28 protein-coding genes and 1 tRNA gene are annotated in these 24,637 nt (G+C 65.2%); 14 read left to right on the top strand and 15 right to left on the bottom strand.

Features of this window, described 5'->3' with window-relative positions; all coding sequences use genetic code 11:
* Nucleotides 1-255 precede the first annotated feature (255 nt).
* Together HZB49_RS25015 and HZB49_RS25010 are read right to left on the bottom strand one after the other, a co-directional pair.
* Nucleotides 256-1,551, bottom strand: coding sequence for an ammonium transporter (locus tag HZB49_RS25015; protein WP_291616251.1), 1,296 nt, complete (start codon nucleotides 1,549-1,551; stop codon nucleotides 256-258).
* Between the two features lie 84 nt (nucleotides 1,552-1,635).
* The gene (locus HZB49_RS25010) at nucleotides 1,636-1,974 is read right to left on the bottom strand and encodes a P-II family nitrogen regulator (protein ID WP_291616249.1); all 339 of its coding nucleotides are present in this window, start codon (nucleotides 1,972-1,974) and stop codon (nucleotides 1,636-1,638) included.
* Nucleotides 1,975-2,225: 251 nt separating this feature from the next.
* On the opposite strand from HZB49_RS25010, the gene HZB49_RS25005 reads away from it, so the two are divergent.
* A complete protein-coding gene (locus HZB49_RS25005) occupies nucleotides 2,226-3,101 on the top strand; it encodes a DUF4339 domain-containing protein (protein ID WP_291616247.1) in 876 nt (291 codons plus the stop codon).
* 1 nt (nucleotide 3,102) lies between these two features.
* Here the strand turns inward: HZB49_RS25005 and tesB are convergent, their stop codons facing one another.
* A complete protein-coding gene (gene tesB, locus HZB49_RS25000; RefSeq protein ID WP_291616245.1) occupies nucleotides 3,103-3,966 on the bottom strand; it encodes an acyl-CoA thioesterase II in 864 nt (287 codons plus the stop codon).
* 155 nt (nucleotides 3,967-4,121) lie between these two features.
* Between tesB and HZB49_RS24995 the strand changes: the two genes are divergently transcribed.
* A complete protein-coding gene (locus HZB49_RS24995) occupies nucleotides 4,122-5,360 on the top strand; it encodes a ubiquinone biosynthesis hydroxylase (RefSeq protein WP_291616243.1) in 1,239 nt (412 codons plus the stop codon).
* 35 nt (nucleotides 5,361-5,395) lie between these two features.
* Here the strand turns inward: HZB49_RS24995 and HZB49_RS24990 are convergent, their stop codons facing one another.
* The 3 genes from HZB49_RS24990 to HZB49_RS24980 all read right to left on the bottom strand — a co-directional run bounded on the left by HZB49_RS24990 (nucleotide 5,396) and on the right by HZB49_RS24980 (nucleotide 8,569).
* Nucleotides 5,396-6,748 (bottom strand): hemolysin family protein, encoded by a 1,353-nt coding sequence (locus tag HZB49_RS24990; RefSeq protein ID WP_291616242.1) that lies wholly within the window; start codon nucleotides 6,746-6,748, stop codon nucleotides 5,396-5,398.
* Between the two features lie 67 nt (nucleotides 6,749-6,815).
* A complete protein-coding gene (gene aroB / locus HZB49_RS24985; protein ID WP_291616240.1) occupies nucleotides 6,816-7,958 on the bottom strand; it encodes a 3-dehydroquinate synthase in 1,143 nt (380 codons plus the stop codon).
* A complete protein-coding gene (locus tag HZB49_RS24980) occupies nucleotides 7,955-8,569 on the bottom strand; it encodes a shikimate kinase (protein ID WP_291616238.1) in 615 nt (204 codons plus the stop codon). The genes aroB and HZB49_RS24980 overlap by 4 nt, the downstream gene beginning before the upstream one ends.
* A 164-nt stretch (nucleotides 8,570-8,733) precedes the next feature.
* Between HZB49_RS24980 and HZB49_RS24975 the strand changes: the two genes are divergently transcribed.
* Together HZB49_RS24975 and xerD are read left to right on the top strand one after the other, a co-directional pair.
* Nucleotides 8,734-8,880 carry a histidine kinase gene (locus tag HZB49_RS24975; RefSeq protein ID WP_291616236.1) on the top strand — a complete coding sequence of 49 codons (147 nt, stop codon included), beginning with the start codon at nucleotides 8,734-8,736 and terminating at the stop codon, nucleotides 8,878-8,880.
* A gap of 16 nt (nucleotides 8,881-8,896) precedes the next feature.
* Entirely contained in the window at nucleotides 8,897-9,853 is a 957-nt protein-coding gene (gene xerD, locus HZB49_RS24970) for a site-specific tyrosine recombinase XerD (protein WP_291616234.1), read from the top strand.
* 8 nt (nucleotides 9,854-9,861) lie between these two features.
* Here xerD and HZB49_RS24965 read toward each other — a convergent pair whose 3' ends face one another.
* Both HZB49_RS24965 and HZB49_RS24960 read right to left on the bottom strand, forming a co-directional pair.
* On the bottom strand, nucleotides 9,862-10,446 hold the full coding sequence (locus HZB49_RS24965; RefSeq protein WP_291616232.1) for a c-type cytochrome: 585 nt from the start codon (nucleotides 10,444-10,446) through the stop codon (nucleotides 9,862-9,864).
* A 165-nt stretch (nucleotides 10,447-10,611) separates the two neighbouring features.
* Nucleotides 10,612-11,871: a PQQ-dependent sugar dehydrogenase gene (locus HZB49_RS24960; RefSeq protein ID WP_291616229.1), complete on the bottom strand. Its 1,260-nt coding sequence runs from the start codon at nucleotides 11,869-11,871 to the stop codon at nucleotides 10,612-10,614.
* A gap of 456 nt (nucleotides 11,872-12,327) precedes the next feature.
* Between HZB49_RS24960 and HZB49_RS24955 the strand changes: the two genes are divergently transcribed.
* The gene (locus tag HZB49_RS24955; RefSeq protein WP_291616228.1) at nucleotides 12,328-12,516 is read left to right on the top strand and encodes a hypothetical protein; all 189 of its coding nucleotides are present in this window, start codon (nucleotides 12,328-12,330) and stop codon (nucleotides 12,514-12,516) included.
* A 131-nt stretch (nucleotides 12,517-12,647) separates the two neighbouring features.
* Here the strand turns inward: HZB49_RS24955 and HZB49_RS24950 are convergent.
* A tRNA-Gly gene (locus HZB49_RS24950) sits at nucleotides 12,648-12,722 on the bottom strand.
* A gap of 272 nt (nucleotides 12,723-12,994) precedes the next feature.
* Between HZB49_RS24950 and trxA the strand changes: the two genes are divergently transcribed.
* Together trxA and HZB49_RS24940 are read left to right on the top strand one after the other, a co-directional pair.
* The gene (trxA, locus tag HZB49_RS24945; protein ID WP_291616226.1) at nucleotides 12,995-13,915 is read left to right on the top strand and encodes a thioredoxin; all 921 of its coding nucleotides are present in this window, start codon (nucleotides 12,995-12,997) and stop codon (nucleotides 13,913-13,915) included.
* A gap of 34 nt (nucleotides 13,916-13,949) precedes the next feature.
* A complete protein-coding gene (locus HZB49_RS24940) occupies nucleotides 13,950-14,624 on the top strand; it encodes an LON peptidase substrate-binding domain-containing protein (protein WP_291616224.1) in 675 nt (224 codons plus the stop codon).
* Nucleotide 14,625: 1 nt separating this feature from the next.
* On the opposite strand, the gene HZB49_RS24935 is transcribed toward HZB49_RS24940, so the two are convergent.
* The gene (locus HZB49_RS24935; RefSeq protein WP_291616222.1) at nucleotides 14,626-14,976 is read right to left on the bottom strand and encodes a hypothetical protein; all 351 of its coding nucleotides are present in this window, start codon (nucleotides 14,974-14,976) and stop codon (nucleotides 14,626-14,628) included.
* 104 nt (nucleotides 14,977-15,080) lie between these two features.
* Between HZB49_RS24935 and HZB49_RS24930 the strand changes: the two genes are divergently transcribed.
* Both HZB49_RS24930 and HZB49_RS24925 read left to right on the top strand, forming a co-directional pair.
* The gene (locus HZB49_RS24930) at nucleotides 15,081-15,626 is read left to right on the top strand and encodes a TetR/AcrR family transcriptional regulator (protein WP_291616220.1); all 546 of its coding nucleotides are present in this window, start codon (nucleotides 15,081-15,083) and stop codon (nucleotides 15,624-15,626) included.
* 55 nt (nucleotides 15,627-15,681) lie between these two features.
* On the top strand, nucleotides 15,682-15,879 hold the full coding sequence (locus HZB49_RS24925) for a Trm112 family protein (protein WP_291616218.1): 198 nt from the start codon (nucleotides 15,682-15,684) through the stop codon (nucleotides 15,877-15,879).
* A gap of 37 nt (nucleotides 15,880-15,916) precedes the next feature.
* On the opposite strand, the gene HZB49_RS24920 is transcribed toward HZB49_RS24925, so the two are convergent.
* The 3 genes from HZB49_RS24920 to HZB49_RS24910 form a co-directional block, all read right to left on the bottom strand.
* Entirely contained in the window at nucleotides 15,917-16,234 is a 318-nt protein-coding gene (locus HZB49_RS24920) for a hypothetical protein (protein ID WP_291616217.1), read from the bottom strand.
* Between the two features lie 28 nt (nucleotides 16,235-16,262).
* Complete coding sequence (locus HZB49_RS24915) at nucleotides 16,263-16,703, bottom strand: hypothetical protein (RefSeq protein ID WP_291616215.1); 441 nt, start codon at nucleotides 16,701-16,703, stop codon at nucleotides 16,263-16,265.
* A 153-nt stretch (nucleotides 16,704-16,856) separates the two neighbouring features.
* Complete coding sequence (locus tag HZB49_RS24910) at nucleotides 16,857-17,132, bottom strand: BolA family protein (RefSeq protein ID WP_291616213.1); 276 nt, start codon at nucleotides 17,130-17,132, stop codon at nucleotides 16,857-16,859.
* A gap of 104 nt (nucleotides 17,133-17,236) precedes the next feature.
* Between HZB49_RS24910 and HZB49_RS24905 the strand changes: the two genes are divergently transcribed.
* Complete coding sequence (locus HZB49_RS24905) at nucleotides 17,237-17,875, top strand: DnaJ domain-containing protein (RefSeq protein ID WP_291616211.1); 639 nt, start codon at nucleotides 17,237-17,239, stop codon at nucleotides 17,873-17,875.
* A gap of 112 nt (nucleotides 17,876-17,987) precedes the next feature.
* On the opposite strand, the gene HZB49_RS24900 is transcribed toward HZB49_RS24905, so the two are convergent.
* Nucleotides 17,988-19,082, bottom strand: coding sequence for a citrate synthase/methylcitrate synthase (locus HZB49_RS24900; RefSeq protein WP_291616209.1), 1,095 nt, complete (start codon nucleotides 19,080-19,082; stop codon nucleotides 17,988-17,990).
* A gap of 76 nt (nucleotides 19,083-19,158) precedes the next feature.
* On the opposite strand from HZB49_RS24900, the gene HZB49_RS24895 reads away from it, so the two are divergent.
* The gene (locus HZB49_RS24895; protein ID WP_291616207.1) at nucleotides 19,159-20,382 is read left to right on the top strand and encodes a citrate synthase family protein; all 1,224 of its coding nucleotides are present in this window, start codon (nucleotides 19,159-19,161) and stop codon (nucleotides 20,380-20,382) included.
* A gap of 2 nt (nucleotides 20,383-20,384) precedes the next feature.
* Here the strand turns inward: HZB49_RS24895 and HZB49_RS24890 are convergent, their stop codons facing one another.
* Nucleotides 20,385-21,035, bottom strand: a complete 651-nt coding sequence (locus tag HZB49_RS24890) for a DedA family protein (RefSeq protein ID WP_291616205.1) — start codon at nucleotides 21,033-21,035, stop codon at nucleotides 20,385-20,387.
* 275 nt (nucleotides 21,036-21,310) lie between these two features.
* Here HZB49_RS24890 and cobS point away from each other — a divergent pair, with 275 nt between their 5' ends.
* The 3 genes from cobS to cobT are packed head-to-tail and all read left to right on the top strand — an operon-like array spanning nucleotide 21,311 to nucleotide 24,606.
* Nucleotides 21,311-22,306, top strand: coding sequence for a cobaltochelatase subunit CobS (gene cobS, locus HZB49_RS24885; protein ID WP_291616203.1), 996 nt, complete (start codon nucleotides 21,311-21,313; stop codon nucleotides 22,304-22,306).
* Nucleotides 22,307-22,309: 3 nt separating this feature from the next.
* Entirely contained in the window at nucleotides 22,310-22,720 is a 411-nt protein-coding gene (locus tag HZB49_RS24880) for a GNAT family N-acetyltransferase (RefSeq protein ID WP_291616201.1), read from the top strand.
* Complete coding sequence (gene cobT, locus HZB49_RS24875) at nucleotides 22,717-24,606, top strand: cobaltochelatase subunit CobT (RefSeq protein WP_291616198.1); 1,890 nt, start codon at nucleotides 22,717-22,719, stop codon at nucleotides 24,604-24,606. Before HZB49_RS24880 ends, cobT begins: the two co-directional genes overlap by 4 nt.
* Nucleotides 24,607-24,637 lie beyond the last annotated feature (31 nt).

Below are 24,637 nucleotides of genomic sequence, written 5' to 3'. Positions count from 1 at the left end.
TGACGTCACCACGCGGAGAGATTTCACTACGCGGGCACAGCCTGGCCCCGTAGAATCAAATGCCGTGCCAGAACGGCGGCATTCCCTAACGGTTTATGAATCCGGACGTTTTCGGGGTTTCGTGGCACAGGCCGGGAGTGCGCCAAACCGTCGCGCCTAAAGTCTAGTCAGTACTGCCCAAAGCGTGGGCATGACGGTGTCTCGACACAATCATGCCCATCGTACGTGCAGGAAAGCGGTATTTGGATAGCGGGACTACTGCAGTGCCTCGCCATGTTGCGAAATATCGAGGCCCTCGAGCTCCTGCTGCATCGACACCCTGAGTGGTGCGAAGGCGCCGACCAGCTTGAGCAGGACGAAGGTGACGATCGCGGTCCAGGCCAGGGTGATGGCGACCCCATAGAACTGGGTCAGGAGCTGCTGCGGGTTGCCCTCGAGCAGGCCCGCCGTTTCGCCGATCGCCTTGGCCGCGAACACGCCGCACAGCAGCGTGCCAGTGATGCCGCCGACGCCATGGACGCCGAACACGTCGAGCGAATCGTCGTAGTTGAGGCGCTGCTTGAGCGAGGTGCAGGCCCAGAAGCAGATCAGGCCGGCGGCAATGCCGATGAGGATGCCCGCCCAGGGTGCGACAAAACCCGAGGCCGGCGTGATGGTGCCGAGCCCTGCGACCGCGCCGGAGATCATGCCGAGCACGGAAGGCTTGCGGCGCGTCGACCATTCCAGCGCGGCCCAGGTCAGCGCGCCGGCGCAGGCCGACAGATGCGTTGCGGTGATCGCCATCACCGCGCGCGGGCTTGCCGTTAACGCCGAGCCGCCGTTGAAGCCGAACCAGCCGACCCAAAGCATGCCGGTGCCGATGATCGCCAGCGACAGATCGTACGGCGCGAGGTTCTCGCTGCCATAGCCGTGGCGATTGCCGAGAACCTTTGCCGCAACGAGGCCGCCGATGCCGGCGGAAAGATGCACGACGAGGCCGCCCGCGAAGTCGAGCACGCCCATGGTTTGCAGGAAACCGCCGCCCCACACCCAGTGGGCCAGCGGCACATAGACGAAGGTGAACCAGCCCACCGCGAACCACAGCCAGGCCGAAAACCGCATGCGGTCGGCTACGGCGCCGGCGACCAGCGCCACGGTGATGACCGCAAAGGTCATCTGGTAGAGCATGAACAGGGCCTCGGGAATCGTCTTCGCCGCCGGATTGACCGACTCCATGGTCATGCCCGACAGGAACCAGCGGTCGAGCGTGCCGATCCAGCTGCCGTCGCCGACGAAGGCGAGCGAGTAGCCGTAGGCAACCCAGAGGATCGAGATCAGCGCCACCGCCGAAAGACTCTGCGCCATGGTGGCAAGCACGTTCTTCTTGCGCACCATGCCGGCATAGAACAGCGCCAGACCCGGGACGGTCATCATCAGCACCAGGGCGGTGGCTGTGATCATCCAGGCGGTGTCGGCGGCGTTGATGGTGGAAGTGTCGGCCAGCGCGGGCGTCGTGCTTGCGAAAGATCCGACAAACGTCAATCGCCTCACGGCGCGTGAGTAAGCCCCCATGATGTGCTCCCCGGCATTACCAACTTGCAATTCTTGTCCGCGCCTTCGGCCGTCGCGGCCGGGCGCGTTCTTGAAGGTGAATTCTCAGAGTGCGTCGCTGTCGGTCTCGCCGGTGCGGATGCGCACGGTGTGATCGATCGGCGTGACGAAGATCTTGCCGTCGCCGATCTGCCCGGTGCGCGCGCTTTGCGTGATGACGTTGACCACCTTGTCGGCGACGTCGGAATCGACGGCGACCTCGATGCGCAGCTTGGGCAGGAAGTTCACGACATATTCGGCGCCGCGGTAGATTTCAGTGTGGCCCTTCTGGCGGCCATAACCCTTGACCTCGGTCACGGTCATGCCGTGGACGCCGATGGCGGTGAGCGCCTGGCGGACCTCGTCCAGCTTGAACGGTTTTATGATCGCGACGACGAGCTTCATGGGCGGGGAGCCTTCATTCCATCATGTTTTGGGCAGTTTGGCTGTTCGGCGGCGTTTGCCAATCCATTTCTGGCATCTTTCTGTGCAAATGGCACAAAAAACTTGCAGGGGTAAGTGGAATCATTTGGGGCTGAACGTGCCCGTCTCTGTACAGGCGGCCGGGTCGTCCGTCAGAATGCATCCTTTCCCGGCCGGGACGTCTCGCCCGCCCATCTCCCGGCCCGCCGCCAGAAATTCCCGAGGAGACGCCAATGTCGAACCAATGGTTTTATGCCGCCAACGGCCAGCAGCAGGGACCCTATCCGGAAGCCCAGTTTCGCGATCTCATCGCCACCGGCTCGGTCAGGCCCGACACGCTGGTGTGGACCGAAGGCATGGCGGGCTGGCAGAAGGCCGCCCAAGTTCCCGGGCTGATGCCTGCCGGCGGTCCGCCGGTGCTCCCGATGGGAGGGCCGCCGCCGATGGCGGGTGCGGCTGGTTTGCCGGGCAATGCGCTTGCGGCCGACCTGCCGCTGTTTGGCCTGCTCGGCCGTTCGCTGGCCTACATCATCGGCATGCTGCTGGTGATTCCGGCGCCCTGGGTTGCAGTCTGGTTCTATCGCTGGTTCGTCTCACGCATCCAGGTGCCGGGACGGCCCAATTTCTCGTTCACCGGCCAGGTCGGCGATATCTGGTGGGCATTCATATTGTTGGCCCTGCTGGGCCTGGTCGGCGCCTACGATCCCACCTACCAGATCATCGCGGTCGTGCTGCAAGCCGTGGTGTCCTGGTTTGTCCTGCGATGGGCGGTCGGCAACCTCGCCTCGAACGGCCTGAAGATTCCCGCGGTCTTCAACGGCAGCATCTGGGGCTATATCGGCTGGCAGGTCCTGCTGATCGTCTCCTTTATCACCATCATCGGCTGGGCCTGGGTCATCACCGCCATGATGCGCTGGATCTGCCGCAACATCGGCGGCACGCGGCGCGAGATCGTCTTCAACGGGTCCGGCCTGCAGGTGCTGTGGCGCTCGATCGTGCTGGCGCTGCTCTGCTCGCTGATCATCCCGATCCCGTGGATGCTGCGCTGGTACATGAACTGGTACATTTCGCAGTTCGCGCTGGCACCGCGCGGGGCGGCCTTCGCATAAGCTAGAGCTTGCGCTGGCGCACCGAGCCTTCCTGCGCCACTGACGCCACCAGCGTGCCGTCGGGCTTGAAGATCAGGCCGCGGGTCAGCCCGCGGCCGTCCTGCGCGCTCGGCGAATCCTGGGCATAGAGCAGCCATTCGTCGGCGCGGAACGCGCGGTGAAACCACATCGCGTGATCGAGGCTCGCCGGCATCATGCGCCGGTCGAACAGCGTGCGGCCGTAGCGCGCCATCACGGCATCGAGCAGCGAGAAGTCCGAAGCATAGGCCAGTGCGCACATGTGCAGCGCCGGATCATCGGGGAGTTTTGCCGCGGTTCGGATCCAGACATGGATGCGGCCGTCGTCGATCTTCTGGCCGAAATAGCGGCCGAGTTCGACCGGGCGCAATTCTATCGGGCGATCGGATTCATAGTAGCGTCGGATGAACTCCGGCATTTCCTTGAACAAGGGCTGCTTGGAAATTTCCTCCGCGGTGAGTTTTTCCGGCGGCGGCACGTCCGGCATCTTTTCCTGATGATTGAAGACGCCTTCCTCCTCGGCATGGAAGGACACCATGATGGAGAAGATCGCGTTGCCGTGCTGGATCGCAGTGACCCGGCGGGTCGAATAGCTCTTGCCGTCGCGCAGCCGCTCGACCTGGTAGATGATGGGGATCTGCGGATCGCCCGGCAGGATGAAGTAGCAGTGGATCGAATGCGGCAGGCGGCCCTCCACGGTGCGGCATGCCGCCACCATCGCCTGCCCGATCACCTGTCCGCCGAACACGCGCTGCCAGCTCGTCTTCGGGCTGTTGCCGCGGAACAGGTTCACCTCGAGCTGTTCGAGGTCGAGGATGGAGATCAGGTCGATCAGGCCTTTGGACATAAGCTTCCCTTCGTCATTCCGTGCGAAGCATGAACCCGGAATCTGGAGCCGAACGTCGAGATTCCGGGTTCGATACTGACGTATCGTCCCGGAATGACGGCCCGGCCCTTGTTTGGTGAACCTGTTTCGCCCAGCTATAGTCCGGGGGCAAGAGTATGAGTACGCAGGATTCCATGACGGCACAGCGAAGTATTGTCATTTGTGGCGGGGCATTTGCCGGACTGGCGCTGGCGCTCGCGCTGCGCCAGGGGCTGGGGCCGGATATTCCCGTCATCGTGGCAGATCCGGCGCTCGGCATGCGGCCGAGCCGGGACCCGCGCGCCACCGCCATCGTTGCCGCCTGCCGGCGGCTGTTCGAGGCGCTCGGCGTCTGGGAGGAGGTGGCGCCGAACGCGCAGCCCATCCTCGACATGGTCGTCACCGACTCGCAGCTGGCCGACGCCACGCGTCCGGTGTTCCTGACATTTGCCGGCGAGGTCGAGCCCGGCGAGCCGTTCGCGCATATGGTGGAGAACCGCAACCTGATCGATGCGTTGGCGGCGCGGGCGGAGGCCGCCGGCGTCGATCTGCGTGCGACCGCGGTGAACAGTTACGCGGCGAGCGCCGACGGCATCGACGTCGCGCTGGCGGATGGCTCGACCGTCGCCGCGAGCTTGCTGGTTGCCGCCGACGGCGCACGCTCGAAATTGCGCGAGCGGGCGGGGATTGCGACCCATGGCTGGGAATACGATCAGTCCGGCATCGTCGTCACCGTCGGCCACGAGCGCGATCATCACGGCCGCGCCGAAGAGCACTTTCTCCCTGCCGGTCCCTTTGCGATCCTGCCGCTGACGGGAAAGCGCTCCTCGCTGGTGTGGACGGAGACGCGCGCCGAGGCTGCGCGGATCACCGCCCTGAGCGAAGAGGATTTCCATCCCGAGCTCGAGCAGCGCTTCGGTCTGCATCTCGGCGAGATCAAGGCGCTGGACAAGCCGCGCGCCTTCCCGCTCGGCTATTTCGTCGCGCGCTCCTTCATCGCCGAGCGCCTTGCGCTGGTCGGCGACGCCGCGCACGTGATCCATCCAATCGCCGGCCAGGGGCTCAATATGGGCCTGAAGGATGTCGCAGCGCTTGCCGAGGTCGTCGTCGACGCGGCCCGGCTCGGCATCGATATCGGCCAGGCCGACGTGCTCGAGCGCTACCAGCGCTGGCGGCGCTTCGACACCATGGCGATGGGGGTGGCCACCAATTCGCTGAACCTGCTGTTCTCCAACGAATCGAAATTGCTGCGCGCCGTGCGCGACATCGGGCTCGGTCTCGTCGACCGCGCCCCGCCGCTGAAGAACCTTTTCATCCGCCAGGCCGCCGGCCTCACCGGCGAAATACCGAAGCTGTTGAAGGGCGAGGCGCTGTAGGGCTGACCCTCGGGGAGCCCCGGCATCAGGCTAGATTAGAACGACGTCCCCGCCCGCTTCGGCCTCGGCTCCTGCGCGTCCGGCTCTCGCGGCACCGCCACGATGCGCAGCGCCGTGATGCGGTTGCGCTCTCTCCGCAGCACGCGGAAGCGGAAGCCGTGGAACGTGAAGCTCTGGCCGCGGTCGGGGATCGAGCGCGCCTCGTGGATGACGAGGCCCGCCACCGTCGTCGCCTCCTCATCCGGCAGATGCCAGTTCATGGCGCGATTGAGGTCGCGGATCGGGACCGAGCCGTCGACCACGACCGAGCCATCGGGCTGCGTCCGCACGCCGGCAACGACGATGTCATGCTCGTCGGAAATGTCGCCGACGATCTCCTCCAGAATGTCTTCCAGCGTCACCATGCCCTCCACCTCGCCATACTCGTCGACGACGAGGGCGAAGTGGGTCTTGCGGCGGCGGAACGCCTTGAGCTGGTCCGAGATCGGCCGCATCTCCGGCACGAACCATGGCGGCAGCGCGATGCTCTCGACGTCGAGCTGCGAAGCGTCGCCGTCGTTGGCGCGCAGCGCACGCAGCAGGTCCTTGGCGTGCAGCACGCCGACGATGTTCTCCGGCTTGTCGCGCCAGAGCGGAATGCGGGTGTATTCGGTGGCGAGCATCTCGCGCACCAGCTCGTCCGGCGGCATGTCGGCGTTGATCGTCACCATGGAGGTGCGATGAACCATGACGTCGGAAACGGCGAGGTCGCCGAAGCGGAAGACATTGTGGATGTACTCGGCCTCGCCGCTTTCGATGATGCCGTGCTCGGCGGATTCCTCCACCAGTCCTTCGATCTCGGAGTCGGTCAGGATCTCGTGCTGCGAGGATTCCTGCACGCCGAACAGGCGCAGGATACCCCGCGATGCGCTGTTGAGCAGCCAGTTGAGCGGGTAGAACACCAGATAGGACGCATACAGCGGATAGGCGATCCATTGCGAAACCGGCATCGGTTGCCGGATCGCAAGTGTCTTCGGCACCTGCTCGCCGATCACGATGTGCAGCGAGGAGAACACCAGGAACCCCGTCAGGAACGAGGTGAAGTGCAGGGCATTTTCCGACATTCCGAGCGGCGTGAGCAGCGGTCCGAGCAGCGCGGAGACCGTCGGCTCGCCGACCCAGCCGAGACCGAGCGAAGCCATGGTGATGCCGAGCTGGCAACAGGCCAGATAGGCCTCGATGTCGTCCATCATGCTTTGCAGGAGGCGGGCGCCAAAGCGGTTCTGCTCGACCATGGCCTTGACGCGGAAGCCGCGGCTCTTCACCAGCGCGAATTCGGCCGCCACGTAGAAGGCGTTGGCCGCAAGCAAGAGGATGGCCAGCGTCAGATTGATCGCGACCGAACTCATGGCTGCCTCGCGACTGATCCGGCTCCGCGCGGCGCTTCCGACACGATATGTCCTGCCGCTATCGCGCTCATCCCGCCAATTTCTGCTGCAGGAAATCGCGCACCGGCGCCGGCTCGACATCGGGCGCGATCACGGCGCGGCCGATCGCCTCGAGCAGGATGAAGGTCAGCTTGCCGCGCTTGACCTTCTTGTCCTGCGCCATCAGCGCCATCAGCGCGTCGGCGTCCGCAAGGCCTTCCTGCGCGAAGCCCGCGATATCCTGCAGGCGGGTGGGCAGGCCGACAGCGGCGAGATGATGCCTGATGCGCTGGGCGTCGCCTTGCGAAATCTTGCCGAGCTGCGCGGAAAATTCCGCGGCCAGCACCATGCCGACGGCCACGCCCTCGCCATGGAACAGGCGATCGGAGAATCCGGTTGCCGCTTCCAGCGCATGGCCGAAAGTGTGGCCGAGATTGAGCAGCGCACGCTCCCCGGTCTCGCGCTCGTCGCGCGCCACGATCGCGGCCTTGGCGCGGCACGAGGTGGCGATCGCATGTTCGCGCGCAGCGCCGCCGGCGAAGATATCGTTGTGGTTCTTCTCCAGCCAGGTGAAGAAGGCCTCGTCGCCGAGCAGGCCGTATTTGGCGACTTCGGCATAACCGGCGCGAAACTGGCGCGGCGACAGCGTATCGAGCACCGCGGTGTCGGCAATCACCAGGACCGGCTGGTGGAACGAGCCGATCAGGTTCTTGCCCTGCGGCGAGTTGATCCCGGTCTTGCCGCCGACGGAGGAATCGACCTGCGCCAGCAGCGACGTCGGCACCTGCACGAAATCGACGCCGCGGCGCAGGATCGCGGCTGCGAAGCCCGCGAGATCTCCGACCACGCCGCCGCCCAGCGCAACCACGAGATCGTTGCGCTCGATCTTCGCTGCAATCAGCGCCTCGCTGACCTTCTCGAGCCCGGCATAGCTCTTCGAGCCCTCGCCCTCCTCGACCACGATGGCCGAACTCGGGATGCCCGCCTGCGCCAGCGACGCCTCGGCCGGCGCCAGCCAGTGCCTTGCCACGGTGCGGTCGGTGATGATGGCGGTGCGCACGCCCGGGCGGATCGCGGCGATGCGCGGCCCCAGCGATTGCAGCACGTCGCGGCCGATCACGATGTCATAGGCGCGCTCGCCGAGCGCGACGTCGACAATGATGGGATCGGAGTGCTTGATGGGCGCGGTCATGGCGTGGCGTCTATCTTGTCCGGTGTGGCGGCGCAAAGCTTTGCGCGCAGCGCCGCGAGGCATTCATCGACGATCTTGTCGTGCGGAACGTCGCGCGACAGGATGGTCAGGTCGGCAGTTCCGTAGACCGGCTCACGCTCGCCGAGCAGCCGGCTGACGGTTCCTTCGGGATCGGCATTCTGCAGCAGCGGCCGGTCGGAGCGGCGGCGTACCCGCTTCATGATCACGTCGGCGTCCGCCTTGAGCCAGATCGACACCGCCTTGTCGCGGATGCGGCTGCGGGTCTCCTCGCGCATGAAGGCGCCGCCTCCGGTTGCGATCACCGCAGGGCCGCTATCGAGCAGGCGCGCGATCACCCGCGCCTCGCCGTCGCGGAAATGCGGTTCGCCATGGGTCTCGAAAATATCCGGGATGGACATGCCCGCCGCCGCCTCGATCTCGGTGTCGGCGTCGGTGAACGGCAGCCGCAGCCGGGCCGCGATGCGCCGGCCGATGGTCGACTTGCCGGCGCCCATCATGCCGATCAGCACAATGCAGCGCTTGCCCAGCGCCGCAGCGATCTCGGCGTCATGGGACAGGCTTGAGGCTGCCTGCGAGGCGGTTTCAGACATCAATCGGCTCGTATCGCGAAATTGCCGCGTTTGGCGCCACCTATACTACCCCCGCAGATGCCCATGCCAGAGACTCTTGCAAGGAAAGGGCGAAACATGCTGGTAAGGCCTGACCGGCCCGCCCGGCCTGACTTGATGGTTAATTCGTTGCCTGAGACGCTGAAATGCCCAGTCTGTTCCGTTTCCTGACGGTTGTCGGCATCATCGCCGGGATCGGCTATGGGGTGGTGTTTGTGCTGGCTAATCTCGTCAACCCCAAGCCGCGGGAAATGACGGTCACCATCCCGCCGGACAGGTTCCTCAAGAAATAGGGGTTAGGATCGGGGGATGCGGACCAAACCCTCAGATGCCAGGCTGATTACCCTGTTCCTCGACATGCTCGCGGCCGAACAGGGCGCCGGCGACAACACGCTGCAGGCCTACCGCCGCGACCTCACCGACTTCTCCGAATTCCTGGGCCATGCCGGCCAGACCTTCGTGGCCGCCGACACGCAAAGACTGCGCGATTATCTCGCCGACCTCGACACCCGCGGCTTCAAGTCTTCGAGCGTGGCGCGCCGGCTGTCGGCGATGCGCCATCTCTACCGCTTCCTGCTCAACGAACGGGTCCGCAGTGACGATCCCGCCGCCATCCTGTCCGGCCCCAAGCGCGGCCGCGGCCTGCCCAAGGTGCTGTCGATATCGGACGTCGACCGGATGCTGACCAGGGCGCGGGAGCTGGCCCAGGCCTCCGACCCTTCCAGCCTGCAGCGGCTGCGCGCGCTGCGGCTCTACTGCCTGCTCGAAGTACTGTACGCCACAGGCCTGCGCGTTTCCGAGCTGGTATCGTTGCCGCTGTCGGCCTCGCGGCGCGACGCGCGCATGATCGTGGTGCGCGGCAAGGGCGACAAGGAGCGGCTGGTGCCGCTCAACGACGCCTCGCGGCAGGCGATGGCGGACTATCTCGCCGCGATGCAGGCGCTGCCTGCTTCGAAGAAGAAGAGCGTCGCCGGCTCGAAATGGCTGTTTCCTTCCTTCGGCGAGAGCGGCCATCTGACGCGGCAGCATTTTGCCCGCGACCTGAAGGAACTGGCCGCCGCCGCAGGCCTCGCGCCGCGGCTGGTCTCGCCGCATGTGCTGCGCCATGCCTTCGCCAGCCATCTTCTGCACAACGGCGCCGACTTGCGCATCGTGCAGACGCTGCTCGGTCACACCGACATCTCGACCACGCAGATCTACACCCATGTGGTGGAAGAACGGCTGAAGAGCCTGGTGCGCGACCTGCACCCGCTGGCAGAGAAATAGTCTCCGCCTCAGAGATGCGCGAGATAATGCGCGAGTGCGACGATCTCTTCCTCGCTGAGGGGGTAGGCAACCTCGGCCATCGCCGCCTGTCCGCCGCCGGAGCGCACGCCTTTCTTGTAGTCGCGCAGCGCCTTCAGCAGATAGTCCTCGCGCTGGCCGGCGATGCGGGCCGCCGCCTTGGCGCCGGCATAGCTGTCGGTGTGGCACGACGCACAGCGGCGGCCGGCGGCCGCCTGCGCCCCCTTCCTTGACAGGTCCGGGTCATCGTCCGGCTCCGGCTTCGGCGGCGGCAGCGAGGCGAAATAGGCGCCGAGATTGCGGATGTCCTCGTTGCTGAGCTGATCGACGATCGGCTGCATCGGCTCGTTCTTACGCGCGCCGGCGCGAAAATAGACCAGCTGCCACTGGATGACCTGGTCGAGCTGACCGGCCAGCGACGGAACGTTCTCCATCTGCGAGATGCCGTTCTCGCCATGGCATCCGACGCAGAGTTGCGCCTTTTCCTTGCCGGCCGCGATGTCGGCGGCGCGGGCGGGAGCAGCGCCGACGAAGGCTGCTGCCGCGACGGCGATTCCGAAAGGCAGACTGCGCATTTCAAACTCTCCTCGTCATGCCCGGGCATGGCCCGGGCATCCATCCTGCTTCGTCAGAATCTCGTGAAGTACGATGGATTGCCGGGTCAAGCCCGGCAATGACAGGCTAAAGCAAGAGGCCGCGGCTGCTCCTTCAAGCAACCGCAGCCTCCGATGGTTCCACGCCTACTTGCTGTAGCTGATGCGATAGATCGCACCGGCCCAGTCGTCGGCGACGAGGATCGCGCCGTCCTTGGCGAGCACGATATCGGCCGGACGGCCGAGATAGCCCGTATCGCCCTCGAGCCAGCCGGAGGCGAAGATTTCCGACTTCGGGTTCTTGCCGTCAGGGCCGACGATGACGCGCTTGATCCGCGCGCCCTGGTACTTCTTGCGGTTCCAGGAGCCATGCTCGGCGATCAGGATGTTGTTCTTGTAGTCGGCCGGGAACATGCTGCCGGTGTAGAACTTCATGCCGAGCGGCGCCACATGCGCGCCGAGATTGACGACCGGAGGCGTGAACTCCGAGCATTTGTGCCCCATGGCGAATTTCGGATCCGGCATGTTGCCCTGATGGCAATAGGGATAGCCAAAGTGTTCGCCGATCCGGTTGATCATGTTGAGCTTGTCGCTCGGCATGTCGTCGCTGATCCAGTCGCGGGCGTTCTCGGTGAACCAGTACTTGCCGCTGCGCGGATCGACGTCGCCGCCGACGCTGTTGCGCACGCCGAGCGCCCAGATTTCGGCGTTGCCGGTCCTGGGATCGACGCGGCGGATCTGCGACACGCTGGTCGGGGGGATGCCGATGTTGAAGGGCGGGCCGAACGGCAGATAGAACCAGCCATCCTTGTCGACCGCGATGTATTTCCAGCCATGCGCGACATAGGACGGCATGTCGTCATACACCACCTTGCCCTGGCCGAGGTTGTCGAGATTGGCCTCGGCGTTCTCGTATTTGATCAGCTTGTCGATATCGATGACGTAGAGCGCGCCATCCTGGAAGGCGAGCCCGGTCGGCATCTTCAGTCCCTTGAGGACCGTCTTGACCTCTTTCTTCCCGCCGCTGTCCTTGATTGCGTAGACATTGCCGAGACCGAAGGAGCCGACGAACAGCGTGCCCTTGTCGCCCCAGGCCATCTGCCGCGCGGCGAGCACGCCGGAGGCGTAGACCTCGATCTTGAAGCCGGCCGGCAGCTTGATCTTCTTGACGATATTGGCGAGCTCCGCGTCCGAGGCGCCGGTCGGCGGACCGGAGGGCGGCGCCTGTCCCCTCTGCGCCTCGTTCTCGTCGCCGAGGAACCAGTCGGGCGGCGGGTTGGCCCAGAATTCCTTGGTGCCGGATTCGTATTTCTTGAGCGCCTTTTGCTGGGCTGTGGCCTCACCGGCCATCACGACCGTGAAGGCCGCCGCAAGCGCAAGTACACATCCGTTGATAGCCGATTTCATCGCGTCACTCCCCTGTGCGGCCGGAAGGCCGGCGTTATTGTTTTGAAGTCGGGACGAAACGTCAGTGGGTCTGGCTGAGCGTCAGACCGCAAAAGCCTATCACATCCCTAGCGCGTGAGAAGCGCGAGGCTCGCCTATCGCTGCGCGGCGATGACCAGACTGAATTGAGTCTGGCGCGGCAGTTCGCTTTGAGACAATTTTGTGGTGCAAGCATTGCAGCGCAATAATGATGCCCGCACGAGTGGGCGTGCTGCCACAAGAGGAACGATCCCGTTTACGTCCTCGCCCTTGGTGGGACTTCGCGGGCCTTGCCTGACGCGCGGAAGGTTTTGCGACCGGGCGCGACTTTTACGGCCTGCTGATGCTGCGGCTCTCGATCGCGGCGGGGCTTTTCAGATTCGATCCACATCTGCGCCGCACCGGGATTTCCCGCTGTCGCAGACAAGGACGATTCGCATGGCCCTGACACCGAACGACCGGAAGATCATTGACGATTTCCGTGAGAAGCTGACCACTCGCCTGATCGCCGACCGCGATGGCAAAACGACGTTGCGGCATCGCGCCGATTCAGCGCTCGCGCTCGTCGGCGCAGGGGACGAATATCGCAAAGCGGTCTTGGCTGCCCATAGCGCGGCGTCCGATTAGTCCCGGATCCGCCTTGCGGTCGCGTCAGCGCGTCCGCCTACTAGGGCCCGGCGAAACAACCCCGCGCACGAAATGCGACAGCCGTTCTCCCCGCAGGGAGTGACCAAGTCATTGCGCTTGTTTGAAGAGATTGGAGCGGGCGAAGGGGCTCGAACCCTCGACCCCGACCTTGGCAAGGTCGTGCTCTACCACTGAGCTACACCCGCATCCGGATGGCGGCGACTGGTCGCCGGCAACGGCGAACCTATGCCAAATGCGCACTGTGAATGCAACAGTTCTGCGAACCGTTAAAATCCGCACCCCATGAGGCAATTTATCGCGAAATGGTCGCCAAATGCCCCGAAATCAACCCTCGGCCGGTTCCCGGCAATTGAAAAGACCAAAGGTCGGCTCCAATTAGGGCAAATCCACCCCACACTTAATCGGGCCCGGCCGTGCTAGAAGGGGCCCACTTCCGAAAGACCAAGGCGAGGACATCGTGACCATCATGGAGCAGGGCGGCGGCGCGCCGCAGGCGGCGCCCGATCTCATCAAGGAAACCACCACCCAGACCTTCGTGAGGGACGTCATCGAGGAGTCGAAGCGACAGCCCGTGCTGATCGACTTCTGGGCGGAGTGGTGCGGACCCTGCCGCCAGCTCACGCCGATCCTGGAAAAGGCGGTCCGTGCCGCCAAGGGCCGGGTCAAGCTGGTCAAGATGAACATCGACCAACACCCGGCGATCCCCGGCCAGATGGGCATCCAGTCGATTCCCGCCGTGATCGCGTTCGTCAACGGCCAGCCGGCCGATGGTTTCATGGGCGCGATCCCGGAAAGCCAGGTCAACGCCTTCATCGACAAGCTGACCAAGGGCGTGCCGGCGGCGGGCGAACCCAACATCGCGGAGATCCTGGGCGAAGCCGAAGCGGTGCTGGCCGATGGCGACGCGGCGGGTGCGGCGCAAATCTATGCCGAGGTGCTGGCGCTCGATTCGACCAACATCGCAGCCCTTGCGGGCCTCGCCAAATGCTACGTCACCACGGGTGCGATCGAGCAGGCCAAGCAGACGCTGGCCATGGTGCCGGAATCCAAGCGCAACGACGCCGGCGTCAAGGCCGTGCAGGCCGCCATCGAGCTTGCCGAACAGGCCCAATCGGTCGGCCCGGTCGCCGAGCTCGAACAGAAAGTCGCCGCAAACCCGCTCGATCATCAGGCGCGCTTCGATCTTGCCACCGCGCTGAACGCGGCAGGCAAGCGCAGCGAGGCGACCGCGCAGCTGCTCGAGATCGTCAAGCGCGACCGCAAGTGGAACGACGACGGCGCGCGCAGGCAGCTGGTGCAGTTCTTCGAGGCGTGGGGCGGCGCCGATGAGGCGACCGTCGAGGGACGAAAGCGACTGTCGACGATCCTGTTCTCCTGAGACTCAAGGGCAAAGCGCCGGGGACTGCTCGCTCATGCCGATCAATGCCGAATATCGCGGACCCGGCGAGCTGCCGGAAGTGATCCCGGTGTTTCCATTGCCCGGCGCGCTGCTGCTGCCGCGCGGCCAGATGCCGCTCAACATCTTCGAGCCGCGCTATCTCGCGATGGTCGACGATTGCTTCCGCGACGGCCACCGCCTGATCGGCATGATCCAGCCCGACGTCACGCATTCGCCGAGCGAGAAGACGCCGGCGCTGTTTCGCGTCGGCTGCGTCGGCCGCATCACCCAGCTCGCCGAGACCGGCGACGGCCGCTACATCCTCGAACTGACGGGCGTGTCGCGCTTCAGGGTGATCGAGGAACTGTCGGTGCTCACGCCCTACCGGCAATGCAAGGTCGACTTCTTCGCCTTTGCCGACGACTTCACGGCGCGCAAGGGCGAGGAGGCGGTCGACCGCCAGGCCCTGCTCGACGTGCTCACCGATTTCCTGAAGGCCAACAACCTCAAGGTCGATTGGGAGGGCATCGAGAGCGCGCCCAACGAAGCGCTGGTCAATGCGCTCGCGATGATGTCGCCCTACGGCCCCGCCGAAAAGCAGGCGATGCTGGAAGCCCCCGACCTCAAGACCCGCGCTGAGATCTTGATCGCGGTGACCGAGATGGATCTGGCGAAGAAGCGCACCAGCGGCGAGCCGGGGCTGCAGTGAGCTAGTAGCCCGCGACCGCCAGTGCCACCGCGGCGCTCATCCCGATCCAGCCGAGATGCACCGTCCGCGTCGCCAGGGCATTGGCGATCGCGGCAAAGCCGAACACCGCCGCCGATGTCGCGATGATCCAGTGCCGCGCGACGTCCGATCCCATCCAGGGAGCGGCGACCAGCAGCACGCCGCAGGCGATCCATGCCACGGTGCCGGCCTGCCAGACCAGCCGCAGCAGCGTGCGCAGCCGCGGCGGTTCGACGGTGCCGCGCGCGAACACTTTCGTCTCGCCGATCACGCCATGGGCGATGCTGACGAGGATTGCAATGACGCCGGCGCCCTGCAGCAAGAGATCGCGCATCGGAACCTCCATCGGTTACCATACAGTACTGTATGGTTGTAGGACGGTGCGCTGGCGCCTGTCAATACAGTTGTGTATGGTGGGGTGTCGCGAGGCGGGGAACCATGGCCGATCAGCTTTCGGCGCAGGATTGGGTCGATCTGGGGCTGAAGACGCTGGCCAGGAGCGGTTTCACGGCGCTGAAGGCCGAGCCTTTGGCCAAGGCGATGGGCGTGTCGCGCGGCAGCTTTTACTGGCACTTTGCCGACATCGGCGCCTTCCACGCGGCGATCCTCGAACGCTGGCGCGAGGTCGCCACCGAGCAGATCATCGCCGGCGTCGAGGCGGCCAAAGGCAGGAGCAAGGACGAGGACCCGCTCGCCGTGCTGCTCAAGCTGACCTTCGGCAGCAAGCTCGTGCTGGAGAAGGCGGTGCGTAGCTGGGCCGCGAACGACAGCCGCGCGCGCGCCGCCGTGGTGGCGGTCGACCGCCGCCGGCTCGACTATATCGAGGAACTGCTCAGGCACGCCGGCCTCGCCGAAGACGTCGCCCGCGCCCGGGCGCAAATCCTGTTCTGGGCGTTCTTCGGGTATGCCCTGGCAGACCAGCCGCTACCGCCAGACAGGCAGCAGGCCGTGCTCGACGAACTCTTGCGGATCGTCGCGCGCTAGCCCTGTTGCAACGGGATGTGCTAGAGCGTGGCCCGCGAACCGGAGAACCTGTCTCATGAACGCGCAGCCCGAGCGCTCCGAATCCAGCGTCGACCCCAAGCTGCTGGAAATCCTGGTCTGCCCCCTGACCAAGGGCCCGCTGGAATTCGACGCGGCGAAACAGGAGCTGATCTCGCGCTCGGCCAAGCTCGCCTATCCGATCCGCGACGGCATCCCGATCATGCTGCCGGAAGAGGCGCGCAAGATCGACTGAGCTTCGACATCCCGGACAGAATCCGGCCCCGCCCGCCCTACTTCCTCAGCGTGTTCGCGGCGCAGCTCTGCGAGAACTCGCCGGCCTTCTTCATGGTCTCCGGCGTCAGCGTGTCCTTGTTCTTGTCGAGGTCCTCGACCTGCATGAAGTCGGAGAAGGCGCGCGCGTAGCAGTCGCAATAGGTCTGCAACTGGCCGACCGTCATCGCCTTGTTGGTGGTGTCCTTGACCTGGTTCTCGAGGCAGGAATCGTTGGTGCCCTTCAGCAGCGCCGCCTTGTCGGCCGGCGACAGCGATGTCGCCTGGGCGGCAGCGCAGGAGGCGAGAACGAACAGGGCGATGAAGCGGTTACGCATGGGTCATTCCTCGGTCATTGATTGCAGGTCATTCGATATCGATGGTGACGGCGGACAGCTTCCACAGGCCGTCCGACGGGATGAAGCCGAGCTGGTATTTCACCTGCTTCGGGGTGGTTTCGAAACGGCCTTTCAGGCGCAGCACGCCGTTCTCGTCGATCTTCGCCTCGCCGTCGGGCACGATCGGCTTGGCCACGATGGCGTCGAACACCGCGCGCTTGTCGATCAAATCCTTGAACACGGCGCGCAGTTTCTCCGGCGGAAACTGCTCGCGAAAGGGCTTTGAGATCTTGGCGTGAAGGACGGTGAAATTGTCGTAGGCGACCGCATCCGACAGCGTCACCAGGATGCTCTTGACCAGCACCTCCTGCACGAAGGGGCTCGGCATGCCCTGCGCGGAAGCCGAAGACGGCGCACCGGCGAATCCGGCCACAAACAGAATGGCTGCGATCAGGCGAATTCGAAACAACGGCCCAACTTGCATCGGGAACGCCCCCATCAATCGGCGCCGATGTCAGGGCCAGCCCGGCCCTTGCCCGCCAGTAAATCCGGGAATTACGTCGGTCGCCTCGTTCCCTACATAAATGAAAACGGGCAAACCGTCTCTGCCGATCTTGGCCGGTTAACCCCGTTTTTCCCCGGGAGCCTGTGCATGAATGGCGAGCGCGTGCACCGAGCCGGCCAGTTCCGCCGCGAGCGCCGCATTAATCATGCGATGGCGCTCCACCCGGCTCTTCCCTTCGAAGGAGGGAGACACGATATAGACCCTGAAATGCGTCTCGCCGCCGGGCCTGTGGCCGGCATGACCCTCATGCAAATGTGATTCGTCGGCGACGTCGAGGCTTTCCGGCAAGAAAGCTTCACGCAACTTGTTTATGATAGCGTCCCTGGTGCTCATGGAGGCGGCATTACGTCCGTACCCGTGTTTCGTCAATGGCGGGATACGAAGGAATCGCAATGTCAAGTCTTGAAGCCTCTCGCATTGCGTAGTCATAGTCGGTCATGGCAATCGATTCATCGAAGTTCTTCGACTCCATTCGCATCAAGCCGAACAAGCTGAGCGCGAAGGCGCAGGCGCGTGCCCGCGAAGAATCGATGATGTGCGAATGGGCAGGCTGCCAGAACAAGGGCCCGCATCGCGCGCCGAAGGGCCGCGAGAACTCGCGCGAATATTGGCATTTCTGCCTCAACCATGTCCGCGAGTACAACCAGTCCTACAATTTCTTCCAGGGCATGAATCCTGAGGACGTCGCGCGCTACCAGAAGGATGCGCTGACCGGCCATCGCCCGACTTGGAAGATGGGCGCCAATTCAGGTGCGAAGGGGCAGGGCGAGGGCACCTTCGACGGCGCCGCCGATCCCTTCCAGATGTTCGCCGAGCTGAACGGCCGCGGCCGCTGGCGCCCGGGCGCGCAGCAGGCCAAGGCCGAGACGCGCAAGGTGATGAACGCCGAGCGCAAGGCGCTGCAGGTGATGGGGCTCACTGCGGGCGCAACGATCGTAGAGGTCAAGGCCAAGTACAAGGCGCTGGTGAAGCAGCATCACCCCGACGCCAATGGCGGCGACCGCTCGACCGAGGACCGCCTGATCGAGATTATCAAGGCGTATAATTATCTGAAGACGGTGGTGAAGGAGGCGTAAGCCCCTCACCGCGAATGTAATGTGTAGGATGGGTAGAGCGAAGCGAAACCCATCGCTCTTCGCCTCGAAATGATGGGTTTCGCTGCGCTCTACCCATCCTACGTTTCTTCCACTACGCCGCGGGCTTCGCTCCGACATACGACGAACTCGGCCGGATCAGCCGTCCCGTCCGCCGCTGCTCCAGCGCGTGGGCGGTCCAGCCGGCGGCGCGGGCGACCGCGAAGATCGGCGTGAAGGCCTGGCGCGGGATCTTCAGCGCATCGAGCAGGATCGCGGTGAAGAACTCGACATTGGTTTCCAGCGGCCGGTCCGGGTTCTTCCTGCGCAGCGCGGCGCGGATGTAGGATTCGACCTCGCCCGCAAAGGGAAGATCGGCGCCTTCGCCCGCCAGGCGCTCGATCGCGGCCTTCAGCACATCGGCGCGGGGATCGCGCACGCGATAGACGCGGTGGCCGAAACCCATCAGGCGTTCGCCGCGCGCCAGCGCATCGTCGACCCATGGCTTGATGCGCTCGCGCGTGCCGATGGCGTCCAGCATTTCAAGCACCGGTTCCGGCGCGCCGCCATGCAGCGGCCCCGTCAGCGCGCAATAGCCGGCGGTGATCGCCGCGAACAGGTCGGCCTGCGTCGAGGCCACCACGCGCGCAGTGAAGGTCGATGCGTTCATGCCGTGATCGCTGGCGGTGACGAGATAGGCGTCGAGGGCTGCGACCTCGCGCGGCTCGGGCCGCTTGTCGTGCAGCATCTTCAGTGTATCGGCGGCGTGACTTGTGTTCGGATCAGGCGGCACGGGATCGGCGCCTTTCGCTCGCTGCACCAGCGCGCCGGCGATGACAGGAAACGCGCCGACAATTGTCGCCTCGTGCTCGAGCCCGCTCTCGGCGCGCAGCCCCGCGATGGCGGCGCGAAAGCCGTCGACCACGGACATGCCGCGCGTGGCCGGCAACAGATCGGGCAGGCGGGCGAAGGCGCGCTCGCGTGCTGCGCCCAGGCTGGCGCGCACATGCGCCTCGTCGGTCACGCGGCCGGTGGCGCCGCTCCACAGCCGCGCCGTGACGCTCTCGAAACTCGACTTGCCGGCGAGGTGGCCGACGTAATCGCCCGCGATGATCAGCTCGCCGCGCTCGCCATCGACATGGCTCAGCACGGTTTCGGCGGCGGGCACGCCGTCCAGACCGATCTGGCTCTTGGTGAGGTGGATGTTCATGGCCGGATCTCCTTGTTCACGGAGATTAAGGTCGGACGACTCGACAGATTGATCAATCTTGATTATATCAATCAATATGAAAAAATCCGAGGCGCTCTACCTCTCCGCCCGCGAGGCCTCCGCCGAGCTGTCGATCTCGCCCGCCACGCTCTATGCCTATGTCAGCCGCGGTCTGATCCGCTCCGAACCGTCGCCGGATTCGCGCAGCCACCGCTACCGCGCCGAGGACGTCAGGGGCCTGAAGGAGCGCCGGGTGCCGGCGCCGGAGCCGCGCGGCCTGCGCAGCTTCGATGCCGATCTGCCCGTGCTGGATTCTGCGATCGGGACCATCACCGAGCAGGGCGCGATCTATCGCGGCGTCAATTGCGTCGACCTCGCCGAGAAGGACACGCTGGAGCACACCGCGACGCTGCTGTGGGACGTCACCAGCGTCGATCCCTTTGCGCCCGACAATTGCCCATCCGTGTCCGACGCCATGCGAACGATCGCGGAGGCCGCGCATCGCGCAGCACCGATCGATCGCGCCATCGCGGTACTGGCGCTCGCGGCCAGCGCCGATCCGCGCGCGTTCACCCGCGCGGCCGACGGCCGCGCCATGGTCGGCGGGCGCATCGTGCGGCTGCTGGTGGCGACCATGCTCAACCGCAGCACTTCGCCCGAGCCGCTGCATATGCAGATCGCGCAGGCCTGGGCGCCCGACAACAAGCACGCACCCGACCTGATCCGCCGCGCGCTGGTGCTGCTCGCCGACCATGAGCTGAACGCCTCGACCTTCACCGTGCGCTGCGCCGCCTCCACCGGCCTCAATCTCTATGACGCCGTGATCGCCGGTCTCGCCGCGCTCAAGGGCCCGAAGCATGGCGGCGCCGGCGTGCTGGCGTCGCGATTGGTGAAGACATTGGTGGACAATGACGTCGCGCCGGTCATCCGCGAGCGTGTTGCGCTGGGCGAGCGCTTTGCCGGCTTCGGCCATGGCGTCTACAAGCGCGGCGATCCCCGCGCCATGTCGCTGCTGGAAGCGCTGACGCGCGCCGGAGCGCCGCGGAAATTCACCAGGGAAATTCCGGAACGGATCGCGGAAGCGACCGGCGAATTCGTCAATATCGACTACGCGCTCGCGGTGCTGGTGCATGCGCTGCGGATGCCGGCAGGCAGCGAGCTGGCGCTGTTCGCCATGGCGCGCAGCGTCGGCTGGATCGCGCACGCCAGCGAACAATTGCAGCATGGCAAGCTGATCCGCCCGCGCGCCCGCTATGTCGGTCCGGCGCCGGGCCGCAGCACTTCGCCGAAGATCTTGTAGGACTATTTCGCCGGCTTCACCGCTCCGCCGCGGCGACGACGCATGGTCCTGATCGCCAGCGCCAGGATCGCCGCGCCGCCGACCACGGCGTACATCCACAGATGCTTGCCGACATGCTCATGGTGCGGCAGTCCGGCATATCGATGCATTGCCGATACCGCGAGCACGCCGGGTAGCGTGTGCGCTGACGCCCAGGCCAGAACGGCAATGAAATTGACGCCGTAGAACTTCCACGGCGCCATGCCGAGCGAGCCGGCGGTGATCGGCACGAAGGCGCGGACCGGCGGCACGAAGCGCGCGAACAGCACGGCGAGTGTCCCCCAGCGGCGGAAGAAGGTCTCGCTCTCCTCGATCAGGCGCGGGTAATTCGCGAGCGGCCAGGCGCCCAATATCGCACGCTGGCTGCGATGGCCGAGCCAGAAGGCGGTGGCGTCGCCCAGCAGCGCGCCGGCGGCTGCGGCGGCCATCACGCCTTCGAGCCGCAGCTCCCCGCCCGGCACCAGCGCGCTCAAGGCGAGGATCACGGTCGAGCCGGGGATTACCGCGCCGACCACCGGCACGGCTTCCAGCAGGGCGGCCAGAAACAGCGTCAAATAGCCGAGCCAGGGATGGGCCGAAACGAATGCAATGAGGGGATCGAGGAGTGAGGTCACGAAATTCCCGTTTCGGCAGCGCGGCAGGGCGTGAGAACCTTACAACCGATCGGATGCCCCAGGGCGGCGGCGTTCCGGCAAAAGTACGGCGTGATTCGCAGGGCAGCCTTCCAAAATCCGCGACCAGCACCTATCTTGATGAAAAGGCAGTGGAACTTTGATTGTTCGGCGGGCTTCTGCCGGCCCGTGCTCTCTGATAGGCTTCAAGAAAGCCCCCAATCCGCAGCCATTCATGCAATCTGGTTTCGGAACGCGTCCGAGGCCTCGGAGGATTTATGACGACCGCCGCCATGACCAAGAACGAAATAACGGGATTGCCCGACATGAAGGTGTCGGTCCGGCAGGTGTTCGGTATCGACAGCGATATGGAAGTCCCGGCCTATTCGGAAGTGGATCCGCACGTTCCGGAAGTCGATGCGGATTACCGCTTCGACCGCGCCACGACGCTCGCGATCCTCGCCGGCTTCGCCAAGAACCGCCGCGTCATGGTCACCGGCTATCACGGCACCGGCAAGTCGACCCATATCGAGCAGGTCGCGGCGCGGCTGAACTGGCCGTGCGTGCGCGTCAACCTCGACAGCCACATCAGCCGTATCGACCTCGTCGGCAAGGATGCCATCGTGGTCAAGGACGGCAAGCAGGTCACCGAATTCCGCGACGGCATCCTGCCCTGGGCGCTTCAGCATAACATCGCGCTGGTGTTCGACGAATACGACGCCGGCCGCCCCGACGTGATGTTCGTGATCCAGCGCGTGCTGGAAGTTTCCGGCCGGCTGACGCTGCTCGACCAGAACAAGGTGATCAAGCCGCACCCGGCGTTCCGCCTGTTCTCGACCGCCAACACGGTCGGCCTCGGCGACACCTCGGGCCTCTATCACGGCACGCAGCAGATCAACCAGGGCCAGATGGACCGCTGGTCGATCGTCACCACGCTCAACTATCTCGGCCATGACGAGGAAGTGGAGATCGTGCTCGCCAAGGCGAAGCACTATCGCACGACGGAAGGCCGCGACATCGTCAACAAGATGGTGCGGCTGGCGGATCTCACCCGCAACGCCTTCGCCAATGGCGACCTGTCGACGGTGATGAGCCCGCGCACGGTGATCACCTGGGCGGAGAATGCCGACATCTTCAGCGATATCGGCTTCGCCTTCCGCGTCACATTCCTCAACAAGTGCGACGAGCTGGAGCGGCCGCTGGTGGCCGAGTTCTATCAGCGCTGCTTCAATGCGGAGCTGACGGAATCCTCCGTCAACGTGGCGCTCAGCTAGCCCATGCCAAAGGTTTCCGTCGAGCGCACCATTGGCGAGGCCAAGAAGGCGGTGCTCGGCGGCCTCATCGGTTACAACACCGAGAAGATGGGGAAGCAGAAGTACAAGCGCTTTGCCATCACCTTACGCGAGCGCGGCAAGATCGTCGGTGGAATCGTCGGCGAGGTCTGGACCACGGTGCTGTTCATCCAGCTGTTCTGGATCGAGCAGAAATATCGCGGCAAGGATTTCGGCACGAAGCTGATCAAGGCGATCGAGGACGAAGCGAGGAAGTTCGGAGCGACGAGGTCTTATCTGGATACGATGAGTTTTCAGGCGCCGGGCTTCTACCGCAATTGCGGCTACGAGGAATTCGGCTCGATCGAAGGCTATCCTGAAGGCGTGACGCGCCACTGGTTCACGAAAGCGCTATGAGCATCTCCAACTCGAAATTCCGCAACAACCGGGAAGCGCCCACCGAGCCGTTCAAGCGGGCGGTGACCTCGTGCCTGAAGGCGATCGCCAAGGCACCCGAACTCGACGTCACCTTCGCCGCCGAGCGGCCGGGCCTCGCGCCCGGCAAGGCGCGCCTGCCGGAGCCGGCGCGCAAGATGTCCAAGCGCGACGCCGCCATCATCCGCGGCCATGCCGACTCGATCGCGCTCAAGCTCGCCTGTCACGATCCCAAGGTGCATCGCAAGCTGATGCCCGGCAATCCGCAGGCGCGCGGCGTGTTCGAGGCGGTGGAGCAGGCGCGGGTGGAGGCTATCGGCGCGCGACGGATGTCGGGTGTGGCGAAGAACCTCACCGCGATGCTCGACGACCATTTCCACCGCGGCAAGTTCGACGAGATCACCGACCGCGCCGATGCGCCGCTGTCGGATGCGCTGGCCATGCTGGTGCGCGAGCGCCTGACCGGGATGGCGCCGCCCACGGCGGCGAAGAAGATGGTCGACCTCTGGCGCCCGGTGCTGGAGGACAAGATCGGCACGCGGCTCGACCAGCTCGCCCGCTTCACCGAGGACCAGGCCCGCTTCGGCGACCTCGTGCACGACCTGCTGTCCGCGCTTGATCTCGGCGAAGACCGCAACATGGACTCCGACGACGAGGACCAGGACGAGAACCAGGACGGCGAGAACGACCAGTCCGGCGCGGAAGGCGCGCCCGACAGCGACGCCGCGCAGGAGATGAGCGCCGACCAGGCGCAGGCTTCCACCGACGAAATGTCGGAAAGCGCAATGGAGAGCGCGCAGGCCTCGACGTCCGATACTTTCGACGACGGCGAGCTCGGCGACGACGAGACGCCGGGCGAGGCGACACGGCCGAATAGCCACGGACGCAACGAGCCGCGCGGGCCGGAATATCACGCATTTGCGCCGAAATTCGACGAGGTGATCGCGGCAGAGGACCTCTGCGACCATGACGAGCTGGAGCGGCTGCGCTCTTACCTCGACAAGCAGCTCGCGCATCTGCAGGGCATCGTCGCGCGGCTCGCCAACCGGCTGCAGCGCCGCCTGATGGCGCAGCAGAACCGCGCCTGGGAGTTCGATCTCGAGGAAGGCATTCTGGATCCGGCGCGGCTGTCGCGCGTCGTCACCGATCCCTATCACCCGCTGTCCTTCATGCACGAGAAGGAAGCGACGTTCCGCGACACCGTGGTGACGCTGCTGCTCGACAATTCCGGCTCGATGCGCGGCCGTCCGATCACGGTGGCGGCGACCTGCGCCGATATTCTCGCGCGCACGCTGGAGCGTTGCGGCGTCAAGGTCGAAATCCTGGGCTTCACCACGCGGGCCTGGAAGGGCGGGCAGTCGCGCGAGGCGTGGCTTGCCGCCGGCAAGCCCGCAAATCCGGGCCGGCTCAACGATCTCCGCCACATCATCTACAAGTCGGCCGACGCGCCGTGGCGGCGCGCGCGCAAGAATCTCGGCCTGATGATGCGCGAGGGCCTGCTGAAGGAAAACATCGACGGCGAGGCGCTGGACTGGGCGCACAAGCGCCTGCTGGCGCGTCCCGAGCAGCGCCGGATCCTGATGATGATCTCGGACGGCGCGCCGGTCGACGATTCCACGTTGTCGGTCAACCCCGGCAATTATCTGGAGCGCCATCTGCGCCACATCATCGAGGAGATCGAGACCCGCTCTCCGGTCGAGCTGATCGCGATCGGCATCGGCCACGATGTCACGCGCTACTACCGCCGTGCGGTGACCATTGTCGATGCCGAGGAGCTCGGCGGCGCGATCACCGAAAAGCTCGCCGAACTCTTCAGCGAAACTCATGGCGCGCCCGCGTCCGGCGGCCGGCGACGGCTGCATTCCTGAGCCCATGATCCCCGGCTTGAGCCGCCGCCGT

Origin of the sequence: Bradyrhizobium sp., assembly GCF_016219575.1 — a bacterium.
Lineage (GTDB): Bacteria > Pseudomonadota > Alphaproteobacteria > Rhizobiales > Xanthobacteraceae > Bradyrhizobium.
This window is presented reverse-complemented; position numbering and strand designations above follow the sequence as displayed.